Below are 21,787 nucleotides of genomic sequence, written 5' to 3' on the forward strand. Positions count from 1 at the left end.
CACTCCCTTTCCTCTCTGGCACGTCATTATGCTTCCAGCGCAAACATCTCTTTCCTGTCCAGCAGGAACGGGAACATCACTCCGTTGTGTCCGCTCATGGGAAGCACATCCTCATGAAGTGCGATACCAAGTGTCTCTCTCATAAACTGCTGCCGTTCCATGATTCTTGCATATACTTCCGGGTATTGGCACTTTAGCTCGTTTCTGAGCTTTTTATCTGCGATTACGACCGTGTCTTCGCAGATAGCCGTCATCACAGGCCGGTTCATACAGGCTACGATATCACACTGGAAGTGGAGACCGCTGCCAAGCTTAAGCTGCGACTTCTCGCTCACCGGAGAATTGCTCCACTCGTCCATTCCGATACAGTGCCCGGGATTCAGGCCAACTCCGAACTTTTCAGCGCCAACGTACCGATGCACCGTTTCAAAGATTTCTCCGCCCGTCACTCCTTCTGTCACCGTGCCATACCATGAGGCAATGGCATGCCAATAATTTTCATAAAATTCATCAAACTCTTTTTTCTCGTCTTCTCCGAGCTTATCATACCCGGTTGACGCCATTCCTGATCTGGCGCACATGGAGCCTCTTGTGGAATAAGAGATGGTCATCGGACTTCCATCCTCAAGCACCGAGAAATCATCCGGACTCTTAAGTCCAAGGCTTACCGAACGTTTACCTGCCAGAATATTTGCATAGGTCATGCTCTCCCTGAGGTCGGCTCCTGCCTGGCATGAAATTTCCATCTCGGTCATGCCGGCTTTTGCACTCCTCAACATGCTTCTAACGCGGTTGGCAGCAGTCACAGACTGGTATTCGATAAATGCAATCTCGTTGGCATCCCGCACCGTCATACGCAGCCCGTCCGGAAGCCCCGTCAGCTCTCTTGTAAAGTCGGTTATCTGGTCTTCCCCTGCGGCCTTATGAAGAGAGCGGACGATATAGTATGGGACATCGAATGTGTACGCCTCTTTGTCCTCTGTTGCTTTCTCATAATATTTGTAACCGGCAAGCCCTACCTGGCAGCCTTTGCGTATGCCGATGGCCTCCATCATCTGCGACAGGGTGGTGCTGTTGTTCCTCGGCTGCCCCTGCAGGCTGAAGTTGCCATAGTACAGCCGTTCTATCTCGTATGGAACGATGTAGCTGTAAGCCATCCCTTCATTACCTACCAGAATCCAGGCCTTTCCATCCTTCCTGACGATGAGAAGTGTCTCTTCGAACCTGCAGTCATACCGTGTAAAATATTCTATATTTGCAAAATGTTCCCTGTCTCCATAGAGCACCGCGAAGTCCAGATTCTTCTCCTGGATTCTTTTCGTGAGAAGGTCCTTCCTCCTCTCGTATACGCTGTCCTCCAGACGTACAGGCTTTACCTGCTCTTCATTTAGAATCCCCTCCGGGCTTGCTATCCTTACTACTCTGCTCATGTCATTCTCCTCCTGCATGCTTAATTATTAAATGTTTTATTTCTTCGTATTGTTCAGTGTATATGCTCTTATATAAACGGCTCTACGTGTGAAAGAATATGGAATCGTTCGCTTTTCCTGTCGATTTCCTCTCTACCCTCCTGCATTTGAATACGGTATTTTCTATCTGGTGTTCTGGATTGCTTATCTTAGACAGCAGCTCCTCAATCGCCAGCTCTCCCATCTTCTTAAGCGGCATCTCCATCGTCGTCAGATTAGGTACGACCGCTTTTGATACGATGCTGTTATCGACACCCATCACGGAGATATCCTCCGGTACCCGGTATCCACTTCCCTGTATCTGCTCTATCATTCCTACCGCCATATTATCGTTGCCGCATATGACAGCAGTAGGAGGCTCCGGCAGTGCCAGCAGCTCCTTCGCACAGCGCCGTCCGCTTTCTATTGTGAAATCCCCATCCCTTACATATTCTTTATTTAGCTGGAACTCGTACTTGGTGATAGCCTTGATATATCCCCTGTATCTCAGCCGGATGTGCTGCTGGTCACTCTTTACATCCACAAACGCTATTTTCTCGTGTCCGAGGGCCGCCAGATAATCCACCATGCCGACTGTCATTTCTTCATTGTCAAACAATATACATGCATGGTTCGTAAAATCGCTCCTGTTTTCCAGCAGGACATATGGGAAATCTTCTTTGAGGAAGAGCTTCAGCAGATCATTCGGCACTTCCCATGCTGACAAGATTGCCGCGCCGTCTATGATACGTCCCTGTATACAGTCTTTCATATATCCCAGTGTGTAATCCTCCTCCCCTATCTGACCGATTTTAATCTGCAGATTATATCTTGTCATATGCAGGCGGTCATTGATGGCCTGTATGAGAGGAAGCTGATGCAGCCATGTGGAATCTCCGATTTCACGCTCCGACAGTATGTACAGCAGGATAGTATTCGTCCTTCCGCTTGCCAGGCGCTGCGCCATCGTATTGGGAGTAAAGTGCAGGACCTTGATGGCATCCTCGATCCGTTCCCTGTTCTTCGGCTTCACCCCTTCAGGATTATTCAGATAATTAGAGATGGTACCGACTGCCACGCCGGCTAATTTTGCCACATCCCGCAGTGTTGGATTATTTTTACTCATACGTCACTCCTGCTGTTGAACTTGAACCAGTACAATTTGATTATCCTATACGGATATTCAAAATGATATTGGTAATTATTGGCTGTACCTGTTGTAAGTATGAACCGGTTCATTTACAACTCTAATTCTAATGTTGGACATGTTCATTTGCTATTGACGAAAGCACATAATTTACTTTTTCATTTTTATTACATATCACAGTTTATCGTAAACGGACCTTCCATTTTATTCCGTCCGGTTGACATGTTCCGGGCCGCTCTATAATATGGGGCTCAGACAGAGAGTTCTGTAACTGTATCTCATAATGCCAGGAGGTAATTGGATGAGCATCCTAATGAATGGATTTTTAGAAAGTAGAGATAAGAAAAGAAGGGTACCGGTCTATACGCTTGATAACGGGAACATGTCCGTTAGTGTGTGCCCGTATGGAGGATATATTACATCAATCATGGTACCGGATCTGAACGGGACTTATGGCGATGTCGCCCTTGGATTTGACAATCTGGATGATTATGAGCGTACTGCTTTTGCTCCTTGCGGGATTGTAGGCAGATATGCCAACCGGATTAAGGACGGAAGATTCGTATCAGATGGTAAAGAGATCCAGGTCACCCGGAATGACGGCCCGCATCATCTTCACGGTGGAAAAAAAGGATTCCACCGTTTCATGTGGAATCCTTCTGTATGTGTGGATAACTACGGACAGGAATATGTGCGGCTCCAACGTCTGAGCCCGGACGGTGAAGAAGGGTTCTCCGGTAATCTGTCGGTCTCAGTCCATTTTGCCTTAAATAAAAGGAACGAGCTTTCCATTCATTTCCTCGCAGCCTGTGACAAGGATACGGTATGCAACCTCTCCAACCATATGGCTTTGAATCTGGATACGTGCCGTTCCTCTACCTGCCTGGACCACCGGCTGAAAATATATGGCAGCACCTTTGCGCCTGCTGGCTGTGACGGTATTCCTGTGGGTGAAGCGCTTTCCACTAGGAATACGAACCTGGATCTGCGGACGGAACAGCTGATAGGAGAGCAGATTGCCATGCCCTCAGCCTATACAGAGGCTTTCGGCGGGTATGACCATAACTGGTTCCTGGACGGCGGTCCCTCCCTGCGTCCATGTCTTGTCCTCACTCATCCGAAGAGCGGGCGGACGTTAGAATGCTTTACTACTATGCCCTGTGTCCATGTCTACACCGCCAACTCTCTTACCGGCAGTGAAACTGGAAAATATGGCGTTTCCTATAAGAAGCATGGCGCCTTTTTCACCGAGACCCAGTACGCTCCCGACAGCGTGAACCACCCGGAATGGACACAGCCTTTCCTAAAAGCAGGTGAACTGTATGACCATACGACTGTCTATAGGTTTTCTTCACCGTACTTTACAGAAGAGAGCCCCGTCTAGAATCCTGTTCCTGTATCGTCTGCCGGATAGCGTCCCTTACCTGTCCGGCTATCTCTGTCGTTTTCTGATCTTTATAATCGTCATAGTACAGCGGCTTTAAAAAATGGACCTGAACGGTGACCGGCTTCGTCGTACTTGAGTCGAAAGGCACGAACGAATTGACCAGGGCCACCGGGACAATCGGACACCTTGCTTTCGTGGCTGCCTTAAAGCTGCCCCCTTTGAACGGCTGCACTTCGTTTCCATTTCTGGAGCGGGTTCCTTCCGCAAATATAAGGTAGTTCCTCCCGTTCTTCACTTCATCCGCAACATCAATGATAACCTGCATCGCCTGACGTACATTGTCTCGGTCAATCATATATGCCTTCATACATGCGAATACCTGCTTTAAAAACTGTATATTGGCAACTTCTTTTTTCGCCACGACGGAAAACGGACGCGGACAGGCCTGTATGATTGCCAGTACGTCATATAATCCCTGATGGTTGGGAAAAAACATAAATCCATCTTTTTCTGGTATGTTTTCTCTCCCATGTACTTCAATCGTAACATTCCCGCCTTTGTTCGCCCGGGTCGTTATGAATTTCAGCATTTCAAACCGTTTTTCTTCCGAATACTTGTCCACATGAGAGGCATAATAACATAATTTGACCCACATAAACGGTACGAGGACAATATTCCTGCATACCATTAGCAATATTCTCTTCATTATCTTTCATACTCCTTAATAGCAGTTTCGTACAGATCATTGCCCGCGCAGTCTGCCACAACGATAACCGGAAAGTTCACCACGGTCAGCTTCCGTATGGCTTCCGTTCCCAGATCGTCATATGCTACGACTTCAGACTCTTTGATACATTTAGAAAGCAGTGCTCCGGCACCGCCTACCGCAGCAAGGTAAACACTTTCGTTTCTTACGATAGCATCCAGTACCTCCCTGCTCCGTTTCCCCTTTCCAATCATGGCTCCGAGCCCCATATCAAGAAGTCTCGGGGTATATCTGTCCATACGGCTTGCAGTCGTAGGCCCGGCAGAACCGATGGGACGGCCTTCTCTCGCCGGAGACGGTCCCATATAGTATATGACCTGGCCTCTTAAATCAACAGGAAGCTCTTCATTTCCGGATAATGCTGCTTCCATCCTTTTGTGTGCAGCGTCCCTTGCTGTATATATTGTCCCGGTCAGATAGATATATTCCCCCGCCCGCAGTGTGCGGGCAACATCCCTTGTTATGGGCGCTGCAATATGCTTTTTCATCATAATATAATTCCTTTCACGTACTTTGAATAAACTTATATTTCCCTGATTACATGTCTGTTCACATGGCAGCATATATTGACCGCAACGGGAAGGCCTGCGATGTGGGTCGGGTAAGTATTCACATTGACTGCAAGTGCTGTCGTCGTACCCCCAAGTCCCCCGGGGCCGATGCCAAGGCAATTGATCCTTTGAAGCAGTTCTTCTTCCAGTTCGGATACCCATGGAATCTCTGAGTGTGAGCCGACCTCCCTCGTAAGTGCCTCTTTGGACAGAAGTGCACATTTCTCGAAGGTCCCTCCTATGCCGACTCCTACTACCATCGGAGGGCAGGCATTTGGTCCCGCGTCTCTGACAGCCGTCAGGACGGCATTTTTCACCCCGTCTAATCCATCCGCCGGCTTCAGCATGAATACGCGGCTCATATTCTCACTTCCAAAGCCTTTCGGGGCAACCTTGACGGTGACCTTGTCTCCAGGCACGATATTGTAGTGGATAACTGCCGGGGTATTGTCCTTTGTATTCTCTCTTATAATAGGGTCACTTACGACAGACTTGCGGAGGAAGCCTTCTGTATATCCCCTTCGCACCCCTTCATTCACCGCCTCTTCCAGGCTTCCGCCCGTAAAATGGACATCCTGGCCCGCTTCGATAAAGACGACCGCCATGCCCGTATCCTGGCAGATGGGAATCATGTCATCAGCCGCAATCTTAAGATTCTCCTGCAGCTGCTCCAGGATCTGCCTTCCCAGCAAAGCTTCCTCATCCCTGGCCGCGTCCTTCATCGCCATATCCATATCTTTTGACAGAAAATGGTTCGCTTCTATACACATTTCATTGATATTATCAGTAATAATACCTACATCAATTGTACGCATACTTTCCCTCCCGGATAAAATTTGGATAGTTTTTACTCGTTATAGTATAAAGGTTTTAACGTCACATGTCAAAAAAGCAAGGTTGGGGACGGGGGAAATTTAGATTTCCCCCGTCCCCAACTCAAATTTACCCTGTCCCTGATTGAACTTTTCCACAAGTAAGGCTATAATATGACCAAGAGATTCAGAAAATTCTATATATATGAAATGGGAGGTTTTTAACATGACTACTGATATCAACATGGAGCTGCTGCAGAAGGATGCTGTGGATATCTTTCATTCCGGGTTCGCCTGTTCGGAATCTATCATCTATGCGATCAAAAAGCACTTTGAGCTGGATATGTCTGACGACGCTATAGCGATGAGCTCCGGTTTTCCCTGGGGACTTGGGGGAGGGGGATGTATCTGCGGTGCCCTTGCCGGGGGTACGATGTGTATCGGTTATTTTTTCGGGCGGACCACGCCGGGGGATGAGAAGATCAACCGTTGCTTTGAGCTTACAAATGAACTTCACGACTATTTCAAGTCAGCCTGCGGCGGTACATGCTGCCGTGTCCTGACACGGGGGATGGAACGGAATTCTCCTGAGAGGAAGGCACAGTGTACGCAGTTCGTGGCCGACACGGTAAAGAAGGTTGCTGAGATTATAATCAGAGAATTATAATCTCCCTCAGCAAAACCGTCAAAGAAAGGAACGAAGGAGTGGGAACAGGGAAAAACTTGAGAAAAAAAATAAGACGGGTAGATGTCCAGGTATCAGTCCTGATTATTATTACAACGATATTCTGTACTTCGGTAGTATTTTACATAGGCTATTCCCTTACATACAAGGACATGATACTGAATCTGGAGGACAGAGTAACCGCTATCCACGACTATCTGGAAGACAGTCTGGATAAAAGTACCTTTCTTGATATCAATACGAGGGAAGACATGGACAAGCTCTCTTATATTTCCATGAAGAAAGTGCTGGAAGACGTCAAGATGTCATCCGATGTACGCTATCTTTATACTGCAAAAAAAGACAGCAACGGAAATTTTGTCTATGTGATTGACGGTCTGGATTACAAAGCGAAGGACTTCCGTTATCCAGGAGATATGATAGAACATGAAATATATGGTGATATGGAGCGTGCCCTGAATGGGGAAATCATACTGCCAGATGAGATAAAGAAGACAGATTGGGGCGATATCTTCATTACGTACTTCCCCATACACGACAATCATGAGGTCGTGGGCGTGCTCGGCATAGAATTTGAAGCATCCCACCAGTATGACACGTTTCGCAAGATGAAGCTTTTCCTGCCATTTATTATCTTCATTACTTGCATCGCCGGGACTGCCGCAGCGGTCCTCGTCTTTCGGAGAGTGTCCAATCCGGCCTATCAGGATATGGCTAATACAGATCACCTGACGGAACTCAAGAACCGTAATTCTTTTGAAACGGACTTGAATAATATGGATGCCAGGACAAAAAAAGAGGGGATTGGCATTGTCATTGCCGATCTTAACAGCCTGAAGCTCGTCAATGACCGGTTAGGCCACAGCACCGGCGATATATTTATACTGACGGCAGCCAGGGCTATAAGGTCTGCGGTTACAAACAACAGTACAGCCTACCGGCTTGGTGGGGATGAATTTGTCATCCTCTTCTGGGATACGGATGCAGGGGAGATAAAAGACTTTATAGAAAATGTCAACTGCAGGCTGGTAGAATTTTCAGCAGAACTTGCACGGGATATCCCCCTGTCGCTTTCCATCGGTTATGAACTGTTCCATCCTGAAAAAGACAAAAATCTGAAGGACCTGTTCAAACGGGCAGACGCAGCCATGTACAGACAGAAAAGAGAATTTCATGATACTGAAGCATAATAAAAACTGCCTCTTTACAGGGGCAGTTTTTTAATGAGATAAATAATGTTGACATAAATGTAAATCTGTGTTTTAATACATATATAGTTAATTAGTCGAGTAATTAACCAAATAAGATAGGAGGGACATTATGAAGCAGGAACTAGACCAGGAAAAGCCAATCTTCATACAGATTGCAGAGACTATAGAAGATGGCATACTGACCGGTGCTTTTCACGAAGAAGAACAGATTCCTTCCATCACGGAATTTTCCGTTACTTATAAAATTAATCCAGCGACAGCACTGAAAGGAATCAATCTACTTGTAGATGAACAAATCTTATTTAAAAAGCGGGGTGTAGGAATGTTTGTATCAAAAGGAGCCGTACAGAAATTAAAGGATAAGAGACAGAGTCATTTTTATGACAGCTATATCTGTAAGCTGATAGAGGAGGCTAAAAGGCTCGGTATCACAAGCGATGACATTATTGCAATGATTGAAAGGGGATTTGTACAATGAAAGGAATAGAAATAAATGGAATTTCCAAAACCTTTAAGGATACAAAAGCTTTGACTGATGTAAATCTTCAACTGGAAGAGGGTAAGATCTACGGGCTTTTAGGGAGAAACGGGGCAGGCAAATCTACGCTTCTGAATATCATCAATAACCGGATATTCCAGAATGAGGGAACCGTAACGCTGGACAACGAGCCTGTAAAAGAGAATGAGCAAGTGCTATCCCGCTTTTTTCTGGTAAATGAAAATAACCTGTACCCGGAAGGTATGAAAGTAAAAGAAGCCTTCTTCTGGGGCAAAGAATTCTATCCTGATTTCGATATGGAATATGCAGATAAGCTGTGCAAAGTATTTGAACTTCCTAAAAAAAAGAAAATAAAAAACTTGTCTACAGGTTATCAGTCTATATTTAAGAATATCATGGCTCTTTCCGTTAATGTTCCATATGTATTTTTAGATGAGCCCGTTCTTGGCCTTGATGCATACCACAGAGAGCTTTTTTACAGACTTCTTATCGAGAAGTATGCCCAAAACCCATTTACCGTGGTAATTTCTACCCATCTGATTGAAGAGGTGACTAATATTGTGGAACATGTCATCATTATAAAAAACGGACAGATTATCAAAAATGAATCAAGAGATGATATTCTGAACGACGGCTATTGTGTATCCGGTCCGGCTATGATGGTCAATGCATATATATCAGGCAGGGAAACGATAGGGGAAGATACGATTGGGGGCCTGAAAACCGTATATCTTCTTGGTAAGCCGGATGATGTACTCCCTGACGGACTGGAGATATCGTCTATGGATCTGCAGAAATTATTTATTCAGCTGACAGGCGTATAAGGAGGGGATTGGAATGAAAAAAGCATTAAAATATCAGTTATCTGAATTAAAACTAGTATTTATCTGTTATTTTGCCATCTTATTATTCATTTTTGCAGCAGGCTTCATCGGTCTAAGTATTGTAAAGATTAATATTGGCAGTGGATCTGTATCTATAGGAATGAGTGGCGCGTTTGTATGCCTGATAACCGGCATCTGCATATTCAGCGAACACTTCCTCATGCTGATGCAGAATGGTTTCAGCAGGAAAATATATTTTAAAAGCAGCCTTTGTACGATAGGTATATTCAGCGTCGTTTTTGCCGTTGCAGAGGGGCTTATGACTAAGTTGATTCAGGTTGCGGCACTATCATATAAAAATATAAAAGTTAATACTTCCATCCAGATGATTTTCCCTTCCCTCCATGAGAAGCTGGACGGGACAGCGGGATTCTTGATGAACATGCTGCTGACTACCCTCATGACCGGATGCCTTTTTCTGCTCGGCTATCTTGTGGCAGGCATCTTCTACCGGCTTCCCAAGCATTTCAAGACACCGTTTGCAATCTGCCTGCCGGTAACGTTATTTGTCATACTGCCATTAATCTGCGGGTTATTCCCATCAGCATGGAATACATTTGTAGATATGCTTTTAACCGTTATGGGGATTAACTCCAATAATCTGATTCTTACTTTCCTGTTCTTTATCATTACTTTTATACTATTATCTGCGGCAAGCTTCGCTGTCGTAAGACGGGCAGAAGTAAAATAACATAATGTACGAAAAAGGTGGAACCTGAACTGTTGGTTCCACCTTTTACTACTTACTGCTCTTCTGTGTTTTCTTCCTGTTCTTCTTCCGTATCTTCATCGTCCCCCTTACGGACTTTTGCGATACTGGCGACCGTGTCTCCGTCAGGCAGGTTGATAAGCCGTACTCCTGACGTCACCCGGCCGAGGGAAGATATATTATCACATTTCATACGGATGATGATACCGCCCGTATTGATAATCATAATCTCGTCATCCAAGTCTACTGCTTTTACACCGACGACATTTCCTGTCTTTTCGGTAATCTTATAGCATTTTACACCTTTTCCTCCGCGGTTCTGGCTTGTAAATTCTTCCATCCCCGTTCGTTTTCCCATGCCTTTTTCAGATACGATAAGCAAGTGTGTTCCCTGGGAATCCAGCTGCATTCCGATAACTTCATCGCGATCGGCCAGGTTCATTCCACGTACTCCCATGGATGTCCTTCCTGTGGAACGTACATCTCTTTCGTTAAAGCGGATGCACTGTCCATATTTTGTCACAAGGATAATGTCCCGCTCATTGTTCGTATACTTGACCTCTATGAGTTCATCTTCTTCCCTGAGCGTAATCGCGGCAAGTCCTGTTTTCCGTACATTTGCATAATCTGTTATCGGAGTCTTCTTTACAAGGCCCTTCTTCGTACACATGAACAGATATTCGCCCTCTTTATATTCTTCAATCGGAATCACTGCAGTTATCTTTTCTTCCGGCATGAGCTGCAATAGATTGATGATTGCCGTACCTCTCGATGTCCTGCTGGCTTCCGGAATCTCATATGCCTTCAGACGGTATACGCGGCCGGTATTTGTAAAGAACATGATATAATGGTGCGTATTCGTCATAAAGAGTTCTTCTACATAGTCCTCCTCCAGCGTCTGCATTCCTTTGATACCTTTGCCTCCCCTGTGCTGCGCCTTGAACGTGTCATTCGACATACGCTTGATATATCCAAGCTTTGTCATAGTAATAACTACGTCCTGTCTCGGTATCAGATCCTCCATAGAGATGTCGAACTCATCAAATCCGATGGACGTCCTTCTTTCATCACCATATTTGTCCCGGATGACGATAATTTCTTCTCTTATGACGCCAAGAAGCAGTTTTCTGTCTGCCAGAATCGCTTTCAATTCGCCAATTTTTTCCATGAGTTCTTTGTATTCATTTTCAAGCTTCTCCCTCTCCAATCCTGTAAGGGCACGCAGACGCATGTCCACGATAGCCTGTGACTGAACATCGGATAAGCCGAAGCGTTCCATCAATTCCGCTTTGGCGGCCTGGACATTATCTGAGCCCCTGATAATTCTGATAACCTCGTCGATATTATCCAGAGCTATCAACAGTCCTTCTAATATATGAGCACGTTCTTCTGCTTTGTTAAGCTCATATTTTGTCCGCCGCGTCACGACTTCTTCCTGATGTTCCAGATAATAGTTCAGCATATCCAGAAGGTTCATGACTCTTGGCTCGTTATTGACAAGAGCAAGCATTATGACGCCGAACGTATCCTGAAGCTGTGTATGTTTATACAGCTGATTTAATATTACATTTGCATTGGCGTCCCGCCTCAGTTCAATACATACGCGCATACCTTCCCTGTTTGACTGGTCGCTCAAATCTGTAATTCCGTCAATTTTCTTATCACGCACCAGTTCCGCTATCTTTTCGATAAGCCGGGCTTTATTGACCATGTAAGGCAGTTCTGTCACGATGATACGGCTCTTTCCATTCGGCATCGTCTCTATGTCTGTTACCGCGCGGACGCGAACTTTGCCACGGCCGGTGCGGTACGCTTCCTCTATTCCTCTGGTACCGAGAATCATGCCTCCTGTTGGGAAGTCAGGGCCTTTAATGACTTTAAGTATATCTTCTATCGTCGTCGCCTCATTCTCTTCTATCTCGTCATCAATGATTTTGACAACCGCATTGATCACTTCGGCCAGGTTATGAGGGGGTATATTCGTTGCCATTCCGACAGCGATGCCGGATGTACCATTTACGAGCAGATTCGGGAATCTTGCTGGCAGTACGGCCGGCTCCTTCTCCGTCTCGTCGAAGTTTGGCACGAAGTCTACCGTATCTTTATTGATATCTGCCGTAAGTTCCATCGATATCTTGCTCAGCCTTGCCTCCGTATAACGCATGGCCGCGGCGCCGTCGCCGTCTACAGATCCAAAGTTGCCGTGTCCGTCCACGAGCGGATATCTTGTAGACCATTCCTGTGCCATATTGACAAGCGCTCCATAGATGGAACTGTCGCCGTGGGGATGATATTTACCCATCGTATCACCGACGATACGGGCACATTTCCTGTGCGGCTTGTCCGGACCATTGTTCAGCTCAATCATGGAATAGAGAATTCTTCTCTGTACTGGTTTCATACCGTCTCTTACATCAGGCAGTGCACGTGAAGCGATTACGCTCATGGCATAGTCGATATAGGAGGTCTCCATCGTTTTTTTCAAATCCACTTCATGGACTTTATCAAATATATTATCTTCCATCGTTTACCTCCTACACATCCAGATTCTGTACATATTTTGCATTTTCTTCTATAAACTCACGTCTCGGTTCTACTTTATCGCCCATAAGAGTGGTAAATGTAAGGTCAAGTTCAGAAGTAGTCTCGTCATCCATCGTCACACGGAGCAATATGCGGTGCTCAGGATCCATTGTCGTCTCCCAGAGCTGCTCTGCATCCATTTCACCAAGTCCTTTATAACGCTGTATCTTGTTGCTTCCGTCACGGCCTACTTCTTTCAGTATTCCGTCCAGTTCCTCATCACTGTAGGCATACCATACCTTCTTATTCTTCTCCAGCTTATAAAGCGGCGGCTGTGCAAGATATACATATCCCTCTTTAATCAAATCGGGCATAAAACGATACAGGAATGTCAACAATAAGGTACTGATATGAGCGCCGTCTACATCGGCATCCGTCATGATGATAATTTTATGGTAACGTAGTTTTGATATATCAAAGTCATCATGTATTCCCGTACCGAATGCTGTAATCATGGCTTTAATTTCAGCATTGGCATATATCTTATCCAGTCTTGCCTTCTCTACATTCAGTATCTTACCTCGCAGGGGAAGTATGGCCTGTGTGCCTCTGTCACGCGCAGTCTTTGCAGATCCGCCCGCGGAATCACCCTCTACGATGTAGATTTCACAGTTTTTGGGATCTTTGTCTGAACAGTCTGCAAGCTTTCCCGGCAGAGACATGCTGTCGAGAGCAGATTTTCTTCTTGTCAGATCCCTCGCTTTTCTTGCTGCTTCTCTTGCCCGCTGCGCCATAACGGATTTTTCAACCGTCATCTTTGCCACGGACGGATTCTGTTCTAGGAATACTTCCAGCTGGCTGCTTACGACGCTGTCCACAGCTCCTCTTGCCTCGCTGTTGCCAAGCTTCTGCTTCGTCTGTCCCTCAAACTGGGGATCTTCTATCTTTACGCTGATAATTGCTGTGAGTCCTTCCCTTATGTCCTCACCTGACAGATTCGGCTCACTGTCTTTCAATAGCTTATTTTTTCTGGCATAGTCATTGAACGTCTTAGTCAGTGCATTACGAAAACCGACAATATGGGTACCACCTTCGGGAGTAGTTATGTTGTTGACAAAACCATACGTATTGTCACTGTAAGAGTCGTTGTGCTGCATAGCCACTTCAACAGCCACATTATTTACAAGTCCTTCACAGTAGATGATATTTTCATAGAGCGGCGTCCTGCTCCGATTCAGATATTCAACAAACTGCTTGATACCGCCCTCATAGTGGAATACTTTTTCCACCGGCTCATCTTCCGGCCTGTCGTCGCGCAGGACTATCCTGAGACCTTTCGTGAGGAAAGCCATCTCTCTGAACCGCTGCTTGAGCATATCATAGTCAAATACAGTCTCCTCGAAAATAGTATCATCCGGAAAAAATGTAACTTTCGTGCCTGTCTTTTCGGGTTCACACTCACCTATTACAGCCAGCTTCTTTGCAACTTTTCCGCGCTCATAGCGCTGCATATATACTTTTCCTTCGCTGTAGATTTCAACTTCCAGCCAGTCTGACAGAGCATTTACAACTGAAGCACCTACACCGTGGAGACCGCCGGACACTTTGTATCCTCCTCCTCCGAATTTTCCGCCCGCGTGCAGGATAGTGAATACGACTTCAACAGCAGGCAGTCCTGCCTTGCTGTTGATTCCCACAGGAATACCCCGGCCGTTATCCACAACCGTTACAGAATTATCTTGATTTATCGTTACGTATATGGTATCGCAGAATCCTGCCAGGGCTTCGTCAACTGCGTTGTCCACAATCTCATAGACGAGATGATGGAGCCCGCGGGCTGATGTACTGCCGATATACATACCGGGCCGTTTTCTGACAGCTTCCAGACCTTCTAATATCTGAATTTCGTCCGCGCCATATTCGTGCTGCACCTTTTCTGTACTCATTCTAATCCTCCTAGTTCTCTTTTGCTACTTGTCCATCCTGGACATGAAATACTTTGTTTATAGAAAATCGATGATTCACAAACTCATCCACACCGGTACACGTGATTAACGTCTGTATATCATGAATACTATCTAATAAATAGTTTTGCCTGTGTTTGTCAAGTTCAGACAATACATCGTCAAGTAAAAGGACTGGCGTATCATGTATCGACTGCCTGACCAGCTCTATCTCTGATAGCTTGAGCGACAGCGCGGCAGTCCTCTGCTGTCCCTGGGAACCGAATCTCCGGATATCAAGGTTCCCTGCCATAAAGCATATGTCATCCCGGTGGGGGCCTACCGAAGTGCTTTTAATCTTCATGTCTCGTTCTCTGTTTTTGGCCAGAGCCTGTTCAAGCGTAAGGTTCCCTATGCTTGGCTCGTAAATCAAAGTAATATCTTCTCTTTGTCCTGTCAATTTTTTATGTATATTAGAAATTATTTTGTTTATTTCTTTCACAAACTGCTTTCTTCTCTCTATAATCTTATTACCATACTGGATAAGCTGGATCTCCCATACATCCAACGTTTCCATTAATTTTCTCTGTTGGGTGATATCTTTTAATAAATGATTTCTCTGATTTACAATTCGATTATAATTAGATAAATTATTAAGATATACCTTATCAAGCTGTGATAATTCAAGATCTATAAATCTTCTTCTCTCTGATGGCCCGTTTTTTATGATGTTCAGATCCTCGGGAGAAAAAAATACGATATTGATGATTCCAAACAGTTCGCTTGCTTTACGTATAGGAATCTTATTGATAGCGATTCCCTTAGGGCTGTTTTTCTTCAGATGCATGTCAATCTGATACGTGATGCCGTTTTTTTCCACAACTGTCTCTATATGGGACTCTTCTTCCCCAAATTGAACCAAATCCCTGTCTTTTGTTCCTCTGTGGGATTTGGTCGTCCCTGACAGATATATAGACTCCAGAATATTAGTTTTTCCCTGTGCATTGTCCCCATAAAATATGTTGGTAGCATCATCAAACTCTAATTTTAAAAGATCATAATTTCTAAAATTCTTTAACTTTAAAGATTTAATCTTCAATTTTTATTTCTTCCCCATTAAAAGATACCACATCGCCGACATGGAGTTTTCTTCCACGTCGGGTATCTGTCTCTCCATTGACCCGGACAAAACCGCCCTGAATCGCTTCTTTGGCTTCAACGCCGGAACCCACCAGGCCGGCAGCCTTGAGCGCCTGGCCGAGCTTGATGAATTCTTCTCTCAATTTTATAATCTGCATATTAATTTCCTTACTTGCATTGTTCTGCATGTTTATTTATGCTGCATTAAAGTTTACCGGAAGTATCAGATAGATATAGTTCTCCCCGTCATCTTTTATGAAGCACGGAGCCTTTGCATTCATCAGATAAAGTGTCACTTCTTCATCGTCGATGACACGAAGCGCATCTATGAGGAACTTGGGATTAAATCCGATGAGAAGATCCTTCCCTTCTTTTTCAATCAATATTTCCTCATTCATGGAGCCAATCTGTGATTTGATTTTAAGCTCCATAAGCTCATCGCCTATATTGATGATGATTGGCTTCTTGTCTCCTTCTTTTACGAGAAGAGTTGCCCTGTCGATACAATTTAGCAGCTCTCTTTTGTTCATTCTTACTTTTGTCTCGTAATCGCTGGAAAGCATCTGGTCGATTTTGAAATATTCCCCTTCTATGAGCCTTGAGACGACAATTGTCTGGTCAAACTCGAATACGATATGGTTATTCGTATATGAGATATTAACCATGCTTTCAGCCTCCCCGGACAGTATCTTGCTTACTTCCGTAAGTGTTTTTCCGGGAACTACGAGCTTCTTGTCTGCCACTTCATTCTTCAATTCTATCCTGCGGATTGATATTCTGTGTCCATCAAGGGATACGACTCTTAAAATATTATCTTTTATTTCGAACAGCTCACCTGTCATTAATTTGTTGCTTTCCGTATCGGCAATGGAAAAGATAGTCTGCCTGATTACTTCTTTCAAAGTAAACTGAGATATTTCTATCGACTCTTCTTTCTCTATGATGGGCAGGTATGAAAATTCCTCTCCTGGCTTTCCTGACAAATCGAACTTTGCTTTTTCACAAGTAATTACTGTCTGAAGATTTGCATCTGTTTCGATTACGATATCATTGTCTGGTAGTTTTCTTACGATTTCTGAAAAGATTCTTGCATCGATAGCTATCATTCCACGTTCTGCAATCTCTCCCTCTATCTCTGTCTGTATACCAAGCTCCATATCATTTGCTGTCAGTTTGATAATGTCAGTAGTAGCATCAATAAGGATACACTCCAGTATTGGCATTGTCGTCTTTGAAGGAACAGCTTTGGAGACGATGCTGACTCCTTTTACAAGGTTTGATTTGCTGCATATAATCTTCATGTGTATAACTCCTTTCGTGCGGCGCTAATATATAAATATATAAAAGATTTCCGTATTCTTCTTATTAGGGGCTGTGGAAAAGAGGAAAACCGTCCTGAGCCCTCTGGCTGCCATTGTTCTGGCATCTAATAACTGTGTGGAATGCGGCGGGGTTACGTGTGGATGATGTTTGGATAACTTTTTCTAAATTCACTATTTTATTTCTGTTACCGAAGATATCCATAGATTGTCCACAATTTTATTAACATTAAGCCGGATTAATTTTCTTCTTAATGATACTTACCGTATTGGATAACGTTTCATCAGTCATCACTTCTTTTGTTATCTTGTCAACTCCATGCTTTACCGTAGAATGGTCTTTTCCTCCAAGGAAGATGCCGATTGATTTCAACGGGGTGTCCGTCATAGATCGGATAAGATACATCGCAATCTGCCTTGGATTAGATATATCCGCATTTCGTTTATTGCTTTTCAAATCAACAATAGATACGCCGAAGTGTTCGGAAACGATATCAAGTATAAGTTCGGGCGTCACTTCTCTGTTATTTTTGGATGAAATGATATCTTTCAGTGCTTCTGAAGCAAGCGTGATATCTATTTCTGTAGCGTTGTTATTCAGCTTGTACAGTGCTATCAGCTTATTCAGGGAACCTTCCAGCTCCCGGATGTTTGTCTTTATATTAGTGGCAATATATTCGATGACGTCCTGAGGTATATTGTATTTTTCCAGCTTGTCTAATTCAATCTTCTTCTGGAGGATTGCCATCCTCGTCTCATAATTCGGAGCTGAGATATCGGCAATCAGCCCCCACTCGAACCGGGTGCGGAGCCGTGCCTCCAATGTCTCGATATCCTTCGGAGGCTTATCACTAGAGATGATAATCTGTTTACCGGATGTATGGAGATGGTTGAAGGTGTGAAAAAATTCTTCCTGTGTACTTTCTTTTCCTATTATAAATTGTATGTCGTCTATCAGGAGAACATCATTATTTCTGTACTTGTCACGGAATTTTGACATGGCGGATTCATTGCCGGCTGTCTTTCCATTCTTCAGCGCATCAATCAGTTCATTCGTAAAAGTTTCACTCGTAACATACAATACCTTTTTCTTCGGACTCTTTTCTAATATAAAATGTGCGATTGAATGCATGAGATGGGTCTTTCCCAGTCCTACACCACCGTAAAGGAACAGTGGATTATAAACTTCCCCAGGTGATTCCGCGACCGCCAGGGAAGCTGCATGGGCAAAATTGTTGTTGCCGCCAACCACAAACGTATCAAACGTGTACTTTGGATTAAGTCCGGCCTTCTCAGCAGCAGACTTCGTCTTTTTCTTCTGGCTCGCTTCGATGGCCATATTCTGAATCTCATCAATTCTTTCATCATCTTCAGATAAGAATATAACCTCATATTCTGTTCCCGTAATCTCTGCGATACAGACCTTGAGAGGGAGCAGATACTTCTTTTCAATATATTCCACACTCGCATTCATATTGACAAGTATGAATACGGTGCTGTCTATAACGTCATATACCTTTAAAGGCTGGATCCATGTAGAGAAAGATACGTTGGACAACTCATGCTCTATTCTCAGATGCTCTATAATCTCCTGCCACTTTTCCTTCACAATGTTCATTCCGATAAACTCCTAATCTTTCCATTTAAAAGGGTTTTAAGCATAAACCCGCTCTTTACATTTTACATCAAAATCACTATTTAAGCAACGATTATTCATGTGGATAACTTTATCATAAGCAGAAAATACCACATATACGGTACAAAAAAAGAAAAAAACTTGAATATCCACAGTCTATCCACCTAAAATCCACAGGTTATCCACAAAATGTGGATAATATGGAAAAAAATTGGGGACGGAGGAAATTGAAAAAACCTCCGTCCCCAAAGAAAAAAATGACAAAATCCTAGCTTTTGCTTGACGTACAGGCTTTTTTTTAATATAATCTTAACTGATGTCTTTAGAAATATGTGGGAGTATATCCCTTGTAAAATATAAGGAGGTGGATATCAATGAAAATGACATTCCAGCCAAAAAAGAGACAGAGATCTAAAGTTCATGGTTTCAGATCAAGAATGAGCACAGCAGGTGGAAGAAAAGTACTTGCAAGCAGAAGAGCAAAAGGAAGAAAGAGATTATCAGCGTAGGCCGCATATATGTGGCCTTTTCTTCTCTAAAAATTAGGAGATCCACTGTATGAAATATTCCGAATATTTAAAGAAAAACAAGGATTTTCAGACTGTCTATAATAATGGAATTTCTTATGCGAACAAGTATCTTGTTATGTATGTGATGGATAATCATACGAAGAAAAACAGATTAGGTATATCAGTAAGTAAAAAAGTAGGAAATAGTGTAGTGCGACACAGATTGACAAGGTTGATCAGGGAAAGTTATCGACTACAAGAAGATAAGTTCAGATGCGGATTAGATATTATTGTGATAGCAAGAATAGGCGCTAAAGAAAAGAACTACAAAGAAATCGTCAGCGCATTGCTCCATCTTGGACATCTTCATGAAATTATAGATGTGGGAAGCAATTCCCATTAGCGGGGTGACGTATCATGAAAAGAATTCTGCTGGGATGTATCAGATTCTATAGGAAATATCTTTCAGGACTTAAGAGATATTCCACATGTATCTATTTTCCCACATGCTCCGAATATGCGGTTGAGGCAATTGAAAAATATGGAGCATGGAAAGGAAGTCGTCTGGCCATCTGGAGAATACTGCGTTGTAATCCATTTGCAAAAGGCGGATATGACCCCGTACCCTGATAATTTACATTAATTGTTATTACAATGGAGGAAAGAAGTATGACAGCAGCTGCTTTATTAACCACTGCTAACTGGCCTATTGTAGGACAGATTGCGTGGTTACTAGGTAAAGTAATGAACTTTATCTACACAGTGTTAGATAACATATTGCCATCGGACAACGGCCTGGTGGGCTTATCTATTATATTTTATACAATAATCGTATATACGATTATGCTTCCGCTTACTATCAAGCAGCAGAAAACAGCAAAGATGTCTTCTGTTATGAACCCTGAGATTCAGGCAGTTCAAAAGAAGTATAAGAATAAAAAGGACCAGGCTTCTATGATGAAGCAGCAAGAAGAGGTTCAGCAGGTATACGATAAGTATGGAACATCTATGACCGGAGGATGCCTTCCTTTATTAATACAGATGCCATTGCTTTTTGCTCTGTATCCAGTTATCTATGATATGAAGAACTATGTGCCCGCTATCAAAAATGCGGCAGTGGATGTAAATAAGTTTATTACGATACCGGATCTTACACTGTCACCTGTTCAGATGATCAAAGAAAGTGGCTCTTTCGGCATAGCACCAATTATCATTATTATAACAGCCATACTGCTCCCTGTTCTGTCAGGACTGACACAGTTTTTAAGTATCAAGCTTTCACAGTCTATATCAGGCCAGCAGATGGACAAGGATAATCCGATGGCCGGAACGATGAAGACGATGAATATGACGATGCCGATATTCTCAGTATTCATGGTATTTACATTATCTTCAGGTATTGGCCTCTACTGGATTATAAGTGCGGTAGTACGTTGTGTTCAGCAGGTACTTATCAATAAGCATTTGGGTAAAGTGTCTGTAGAAGATATTATTGAAAAGAATAAAGAAAAGGCAGCTGAGAAGCGCCAGAAGAGGGGCGAGAAAGCTGAGAAAATAAATACGATGGCACAGACAAATACCAGAACTCTAAAAGATTCTGCAAACCGCGGTACTTCAGGTCTGACAGAAAAGGAAAGAGAAGAGAAAGTAGCAAAGGCACGTAACAATGCTGGAAACGCTAAGGAAGGAAGTCTGGCGTCAAAGGCTAACATGGTTAAAAAGTTTAACAAGAATGATTAGGGGGCATGGGTTATGGAATATATTACTGTATCGGCAAAGACGCTGGATGACGCAATTACAGAGGCTTTAATCCAGTTAGGTGTGACAAGTGACCAGTTGGATTATGAAGTAATTGAAAAAGGAAGTGCAGGATTCCTCGGTATTGGAATGAAACAGGCAGTAATAAAAGCCCGCAAGAAGATAACAGAACCAGTAATAGAAGAGCCTGTCAAAGAAACAAGATCGGAAGAACCGGTTAAAAAAGAAAAGTCAGAAGTAAAAAAAGAATTTAAAAAAGATTTCAAAAAAGAAATTAAGAAAGAAAAAGCTCCTGTAAAAATAAAAGAAGAAAAACCGGCTGCAGAGAAAAAAGAAGCAGATCTTGCGAAAGTTGAACAAACGACCATCAACGCATGTGAGAAATTCATATATGATGTACTTCAGGCCATGGATATGGAAGGCGTAAAAGTGACATCAAAAGTAGATGAAGAAGGTGCGCTGAGCATAGATATGGATGGTAAAAATATGGGCATACTCATAGGTAAGCGCGGACAGACACTTGACTCACTTCAGTACCTGACTAACAGAGTTGCCAATAAGACGCAGGATGGATATGTAAGAGTAAAACTTGACACAGAGGATTACAGGCGCAGAAGAAAAGAAACTTTGGAAAACCTTGCAAAAAATATAGCAAGTAAAGTAAAAAGAACGAGAAGAACCGTATCCCTTGAGCCGATGAATCCATATGAAAGAAGAATAATCCATTCAGCTTTACAGGCAGATTCGGCAGTATCCACACATAGCGAAGGTGAAGAACCTTACAGAAGAGTAGTAGTTACATTAGTACGTAAGTAAATAAAAAGAAAAAATAGGGGTTGGAATTGCCCCTATTTTTTGTA

Annotated in this window: 22 protein-coding genes; 11 read left to right on the plus strand and 11 right to left on the minus strand. The window is 43.5% G+C overall.

The window, feature by feature from the left end; translation table 11 throughout:
* Positions 1–26: 26 nt before the first annotated feature.
* Positions 27–1,430 (minus strand): M24 family metallopeptidase, encoded by a 1,404-nt coding sequence (locus HMPREF0980_RS06585; RefSeq protein WP_049728376.1) that lies wholly within the window; start codon positions 1,428–1,430, stop codon positions 27–29.
* 82 nt (positions 1,431–1,512) lie between these two features.
* On the minus strand, positions 1,513–2,574 hold the full coding sequence (locus HMPREF0980_RS06590) for a LacI family DNA-binding transcriptional regulator (protein ID WP_049728377.1): 1,062 nt from the start codon (positions 2,572–2,574) through the stop codon (positions 1,513–1,515).
* Between the two features lie 322 nt (positions 2,575–2,896).
* Here HMPREF0980_RS06590 and HMPREF0980_RS06595 point away from each other — a divergent pair, with 322 nt between their 5' ends.
* A complete protein-coding gene (locus HMPREF0980_RS06595) occupies positions 2,897–3,979 on the plus strand; it encodes an aldose epimerase family protein (protein WP_049728378.1) in 1,083 nt (360 codons plus the stop codon).
* Here HMPREF0980_RS06595 and HMPREF0980_RS06600 read toward each other — a convergent pair.
* From HMPREF0980_RS06600 to HMPREF0980_RS06610, 3 genes are read right to left on the minus strand one after another with little or no spacing between them, the layout of a single operon-like run.
* Complete coding sequence (locus tag HMPREF0980_RS06600; protein WP_049728379.1) at positions 3,957–4,688, minus strand: lysophospholipid acyltransferase family protein; 732 nt, start codon at positions 4,686–4,688, stop codon at positions 3,957–3,959. The two genes, HMPREF0980_RS06595 and HMPREF0980_RS06600, sit on opposite strands and share 23 nt — an antisense overlap.
* On the minus strand, positions 4,688–5,236 hold the full coding sequence (locus tag HMPREF0980_RS06605) for a Fe-S-containing hydro-lyase (RefSeq protein ID WP_049729143.1): 549 nt from the start codon (positions 5,234–5,236) through the stop codon (positions 4,688–4,690). Before HMPREF0980_RS06605 ends, HMPREF0980_RS06600 begins: the two co-directional genes overlap by 1 nt.
* A gap of 35 nt (positions 5,237–5,271) precedes the next feature.
* Entirely contained in the window at positions 5,272–6,114 is an 843-nt protein-coding gene (locus tag HMPREF0980_RS06610; protein ID WP_049728380.1) for a fumarate hydratase, read from the minus strand.
* Between the two features lie 223 nt (positions 6,115–6,337).
* Between HMPREF0980_RS06610 and HMPREF0980_RS06615 the strand changes: the two genes are divergently transcribed.
* The 5 genes from HMPREF0980_RS06615 (at position 6,338) to HMPREF0980_RS06635 (ending at position 10,081) form a co-directional block, all read left to right on the plus strand.
* Entirely contained in the window at positions 6,338–6,778 is a 441-nt protein-coding gene (locus HMPREF0980_RS06615) for a C-GCAxxG-C-C family protein (protein ID WP_049728381.1), read from the plus strand.
* Between the two features lie 56 nt (positions 6,779–6,834).
* On the plus strand, positions 6,835–7,986 hold the full coding sequence (locus HMPREF0980_RS06620) for a GGDEF domain-containing protein (protein WP_242847352.1): 1,152 nt from the start codon (positions 6,835–6,837) through the stop codon (positions 7,984–7,986).
* Positions 7,987–8,116: 130 nt separating this feature from the next.
* Positions 8,117–8,485 (plus strand): GntR family transcriptional regulator, encoded by a 369-nt coding sequence (locus HMPREF0980_RS06625; protein WP_049728383.1) that lies wholly within the window; start codon positions 8,117–8,119, stop codon positions 8,483–8,485.
* Positions 8,482–9,330 carry an ATP-binding cassette domain-containing protein gene (locus HMPREF0980_RS06630; RefSeq protein ID WP_049728384.1) on the plus strand — a complete coding sequence of 283 codons (849 nt, stop codon included), beginning with the start codon at positions 8,482–8,484 and terminating at the stop codon, positions 9,328–9,330. Before HMPREF0980_RS06625 ends, HMPREF0980_RS06630 begins: the two co-directional genes overlap by 4 nt.
* A gap of 13 nt (positions 9,331–9,343) precedes the next feature.
* Complete coding sequence (locus tag HMPREF0980_RS06635; protein WP_049728385.1) at positions 9,344–10,081, plus strand: hypothetical protein; 738 nt, start codon at positions 9,344–9,346, stop codon at positions 10,079–10,081.
* A 52-nt stretch (positions 10,082–10,133) separates the two neighbouring features.
* Here HMPREF0980_RS06635 and gyrA read toward each other — a convergent pair whose 3' ends face one another.
* The 6 genes from gyrA to dnaA form a co-directional block, all read right to left on the minus strand.
* Entirely contained in the window at positions 10,134–12,623 is a 2,490-nt protein-coding gene (gyrA, locus tag HMPREF0980_RS06640; RefSeq protein ID WP_049728386.1) for a DNA gyrase subunit A, read from the minus strand.
* A gap of 10 nt (positions 12,624–12,633) precedes the next feature.
* Positions 12,634–14,568, minus strand: a complete 1,935-nt coding sequence (gene gyrB / locus HMPREF0980_RS06645; RefSeq protein ID WP_049728387.1) for a DNA topoisomerase (ATP-hydrolyzing) subunit B — start codon at positions 14,566–14,568, stop codon at positions 12,634–12,636.
* A gap of 10 nt (positions 14,569–14,578) precedes the next feature.
* Positions 14,579–15,664, minus strand: a complete 1,086-nt coding sequence (gene recF / locus HMPREF0980_RS06650; RefSeq protein ID WP_049728388.1) for a DNA replication/repair protein RecF — start codon at positions 15,662–15,664, stop codon at positions 14,579–14,581.
* Positions 15,654–15,863: an RNA-binding S4 domain-containing protein gene (locus tag HMPREF0980_RS06655; protein WP_049728389.1), complete on the minus strand. Its 210-nt coding sequence runs from the start codon at positions 15,861–15,863 to the stop codon at positions 15,654–15,656. The genes recF and HMPREF0980_RS06655 overlap by 11 nt, the downstream gene beginning before the upstream one ends.
* Before the next feature lie 36 nt (positions 15,864–15,899).
* On the minus strand, positions 15,900–17,006 hold the full coding sequence (gene dnaN, locus HMPREF0980_RS06660; RefSeq protein WP_049728390.1) for a DNA polymerase III subunit beta: 1,107 nt from the start codon (positions 17,004–17,006) through the stop codon (positions 15,900–15,902).
* Positions 17,007–17,253: 247 nt separating this feature from the next.
* Positions 17,254–18,642: a chromosomal replication initiator protein DnaA gene (dnaA, locus tag HMPREF0980_RS06665; RefSeq protein ID WP_049728391.1), complete on the minus strand. Its 1,389-nt coding sequence runs from the start codon at positions 18,640–18,642 to the stop codon at positions 17,254–17,256.
* A 392-nt stretch (positions 18,643–19,034) separates the two neighbouring features.
* Between dnaA and rpmH the strand changes: the two genes are divergently transcribed.
* The 5 genes from rpmH to jag are packed head-to-tail and all read left to right on the plus strand — an operon-like array spanning position 19,035 to position 21,743.
* Positions 19,035–19,169, plus strand: coding sequence for a 50S ribosomal protein L34 (gene rpmH / locus HMPREF0980_RS06670; protein ID WP_049728392.1), 135 nt, complete (start codon positions 19,035–19,037; stop codon positions 19,167–19,169).
* Positions 19,170–19,218: 49 nt separating this feature from the next.
* On the plus strand, positions 19,219–19,572 hold the full coding sequence (gene rnpA / locus HMPREF0980_RS06675) for a ribonuclease P protein component (RefSeq protein WP_049728393.1): 354 nt from the start codon (positions 19,219–19,221) through the stop codon (positions 19,570–19,572).
* Between the two features lie 14 nt (positions 19,573–19,586).
* Positions 19,587–19,799, plus strand: a complete 213-nt coding sequence (gene yidD / locus HMPREF0980_RS06680) for a membrane protein insertion efficiency factor YidD (RefSeq protein WP_049728394.1) — start codon at positions 19,587–19,589, stop codon at positions 19,797–19,799.
* A 39-nt stretch (positions 19,800–19,838) separates the two neighbouring features.
* On the plus strand, positions 19,839–20,909 hold the full coding sequence (locus tag HMPREF0980_RS06685; protein ID WP_084002684.1) for a YidC/Oxa1 family membrane protein insertase: 1,071 nt from the start codon (positions 19,839–19,841) through the stop codon (positions 20,907–20,909).
* Between the two features lie 12 nt (positions 20,910–20,921).
* On the plus strand, positions 20,922–21,743 hold the full coding sequence (gene jag / locus HMPREF0980_RS06690) for an RNA-binding cell elongation regulator Jag/EloR (protein ID WP_049728396.1): 822 nt from the start codon (positions 20,922–20,924) through the stop codon (positions 21,741–21,743).
* Positions 21,744–21,787: the final 44 nt, after the last annotated feature.

The sequence above is a fragment of the Dorea sp. D27 genome (genome assembly GCF_001185345.1).
In the GTDB taxonomy this organism is placed as follows: domain Bacteria; phylum Bacillota; class Clostridia; order Lachnospirales; family Lachnospiraceae; genus Extibacter.

What these genes read in the sequence shown, in the direction of transcription:
- HMPREF0980_RS06590 (WP_049728377.1), bottom strand. Translation starts at nt 2,574, where the DNA reads ATGAGTAAAAATAATCCAACACTGCGGGATGTGGCAAAATTAGCCGGC.
- HMPREF0980_RS06595 (WP_049728378.1), top strand. Translation starts at nt 2,897, where the DNA reads ATGAGCATCCTAATGAATGGATTTTTAGAAAGTAGAGATAAGAAAAGA.
- dnaA (WP_049728391.1), bottom strand. Translation starts at nt 18,642, where the DNA reads ATGAACATTGTGAAGGAAAAGTGGCAGGAGATTATAGAGCATCTGAGA.
- gyrA (WP_049728386.1), bottom strand. Translation starts at nt 12,623, where the DNA reads ATGGAAGATAATATATTTGATAAAGTCCATGAAGTGGATTTGAAAAAA.
- HMPREF0980_RS06605 (WP_049729143.1), bottom strand. Translation starts at nt 5,236, where the DNA reads ATGAAAAAGCATATTGCAGCGCCCATAACAAGGGATGTTGCCCGCACA.
- HMPREF0980_RS06685 (WP_084002684.1), top strand. Translation starts at nt 19,839, where the DNA reads ATGACAGCAGCTGCTTTATTAACCACTGCTAACTGGCCTATTGTAGGA.
- HMPREF0980_RS06600 (WP_049728379.1), bottom strand. Translation starts at nt 4,688, where the DNA reads ATGAAGAGAATATTGCTAATGGTATGCAGGAATATTGTCCTCGTACCG.
- HMPREF0980_RS06610 (WP_049728380.1), bottom strand. Translation starts at nt 6,114, where the DNA reads ATGCGTACAATTGATGTAGGTATTATTACTGATAATATCAATGAAATG.
- gyrB (WP_049728387.1), bottom strand. Translation starts at nt 14,568, where the DNA reads ATGAGTACAGAAAAGGTGCAGCACGAATATGGCGCGGACGAAATTCAG.
- HMPREF0980_RS06615 (WP_049728381.1), top strand. Translation starts at nt 6,338, where the DNA reads ATGACTACTGATATCAACATGGAGCTGCTGCAGAAGGATGCTGTGGAT.
- dnaN (WP_049728390.1), bottom strand. Translation starts at nt 17,006, where the DNA reads ATGAAGATTATATGCAGCAAATCAAACCTTGTAAAAGGAGTCAGCATC.
- rpmH (WP_049728392.1), top strand. Translation starts at nt 19,035, where the DNA reads ATGAAAATGACATTCCAGCCAAAAAAGAGACAGAGATCTAAAGTTCAT.
- HMPREF0980_RS06630 (WP_049728384.1), top strand. Translation starts at nt 8,482, where the DNA reads ATGAAAGGAATAGAAATAAATGGAATTTCCAAAACCTTTAAGGATACA.
- jag (WP_049728396.1), top strand. Translation starts at nt 20,922, where the DNA reads ATGGAATATATTACTGTATCGGCAAAGACGCTGGATGACGCAATTACA.
- rnpA (WP_049728393.1), top strand. Translation starts at nt 19,219, where the DNA reads ATGAAATATTCCGAATATTTAAAGAAAAACAAGGATTTTCAGACTGTC.
- HMPREF0980_RS06655 (WP_049728389.1), bottom strand. Translation starts at nt 15,863, where the DNA reads ATGCAGATTATAAAATTGAGAGAAGAATTCATCAAGCTCGGCCAGGCG.
- HMPREF0980_RS06625 (WP_049728383.1), top strand. Translation starts at nt 8,117, where the DNA reads ATGAAGCAGGAACTAGACCAGGAAAAGCCAATCTTCATACAGATTGCA.
- HMPREF0980_RS06585 (WP_049728376.1), bottom strand. Translation starts at nt 1,430, where the DNA reads ATGAGCAGAGTAGTAAGGATAGCAAGCCCGGAGGGGATTCTAAATGAA.
- HMPREF0980_RS06635 (WP_049728385.1), top strand. Translation starts at nt 9,344, where the DNA reads ATGAAAAAAGCATTAAAATATCAGTTATCTGAATTAAAACTAGTATTT.
- yidD (WP_049728394.1), top strand. Translation starts at nt 19,587, where the DNA reads ATGAAAAGAATTCTGCTGGGATGTATCAGATTCTATAGGAAATATCTT.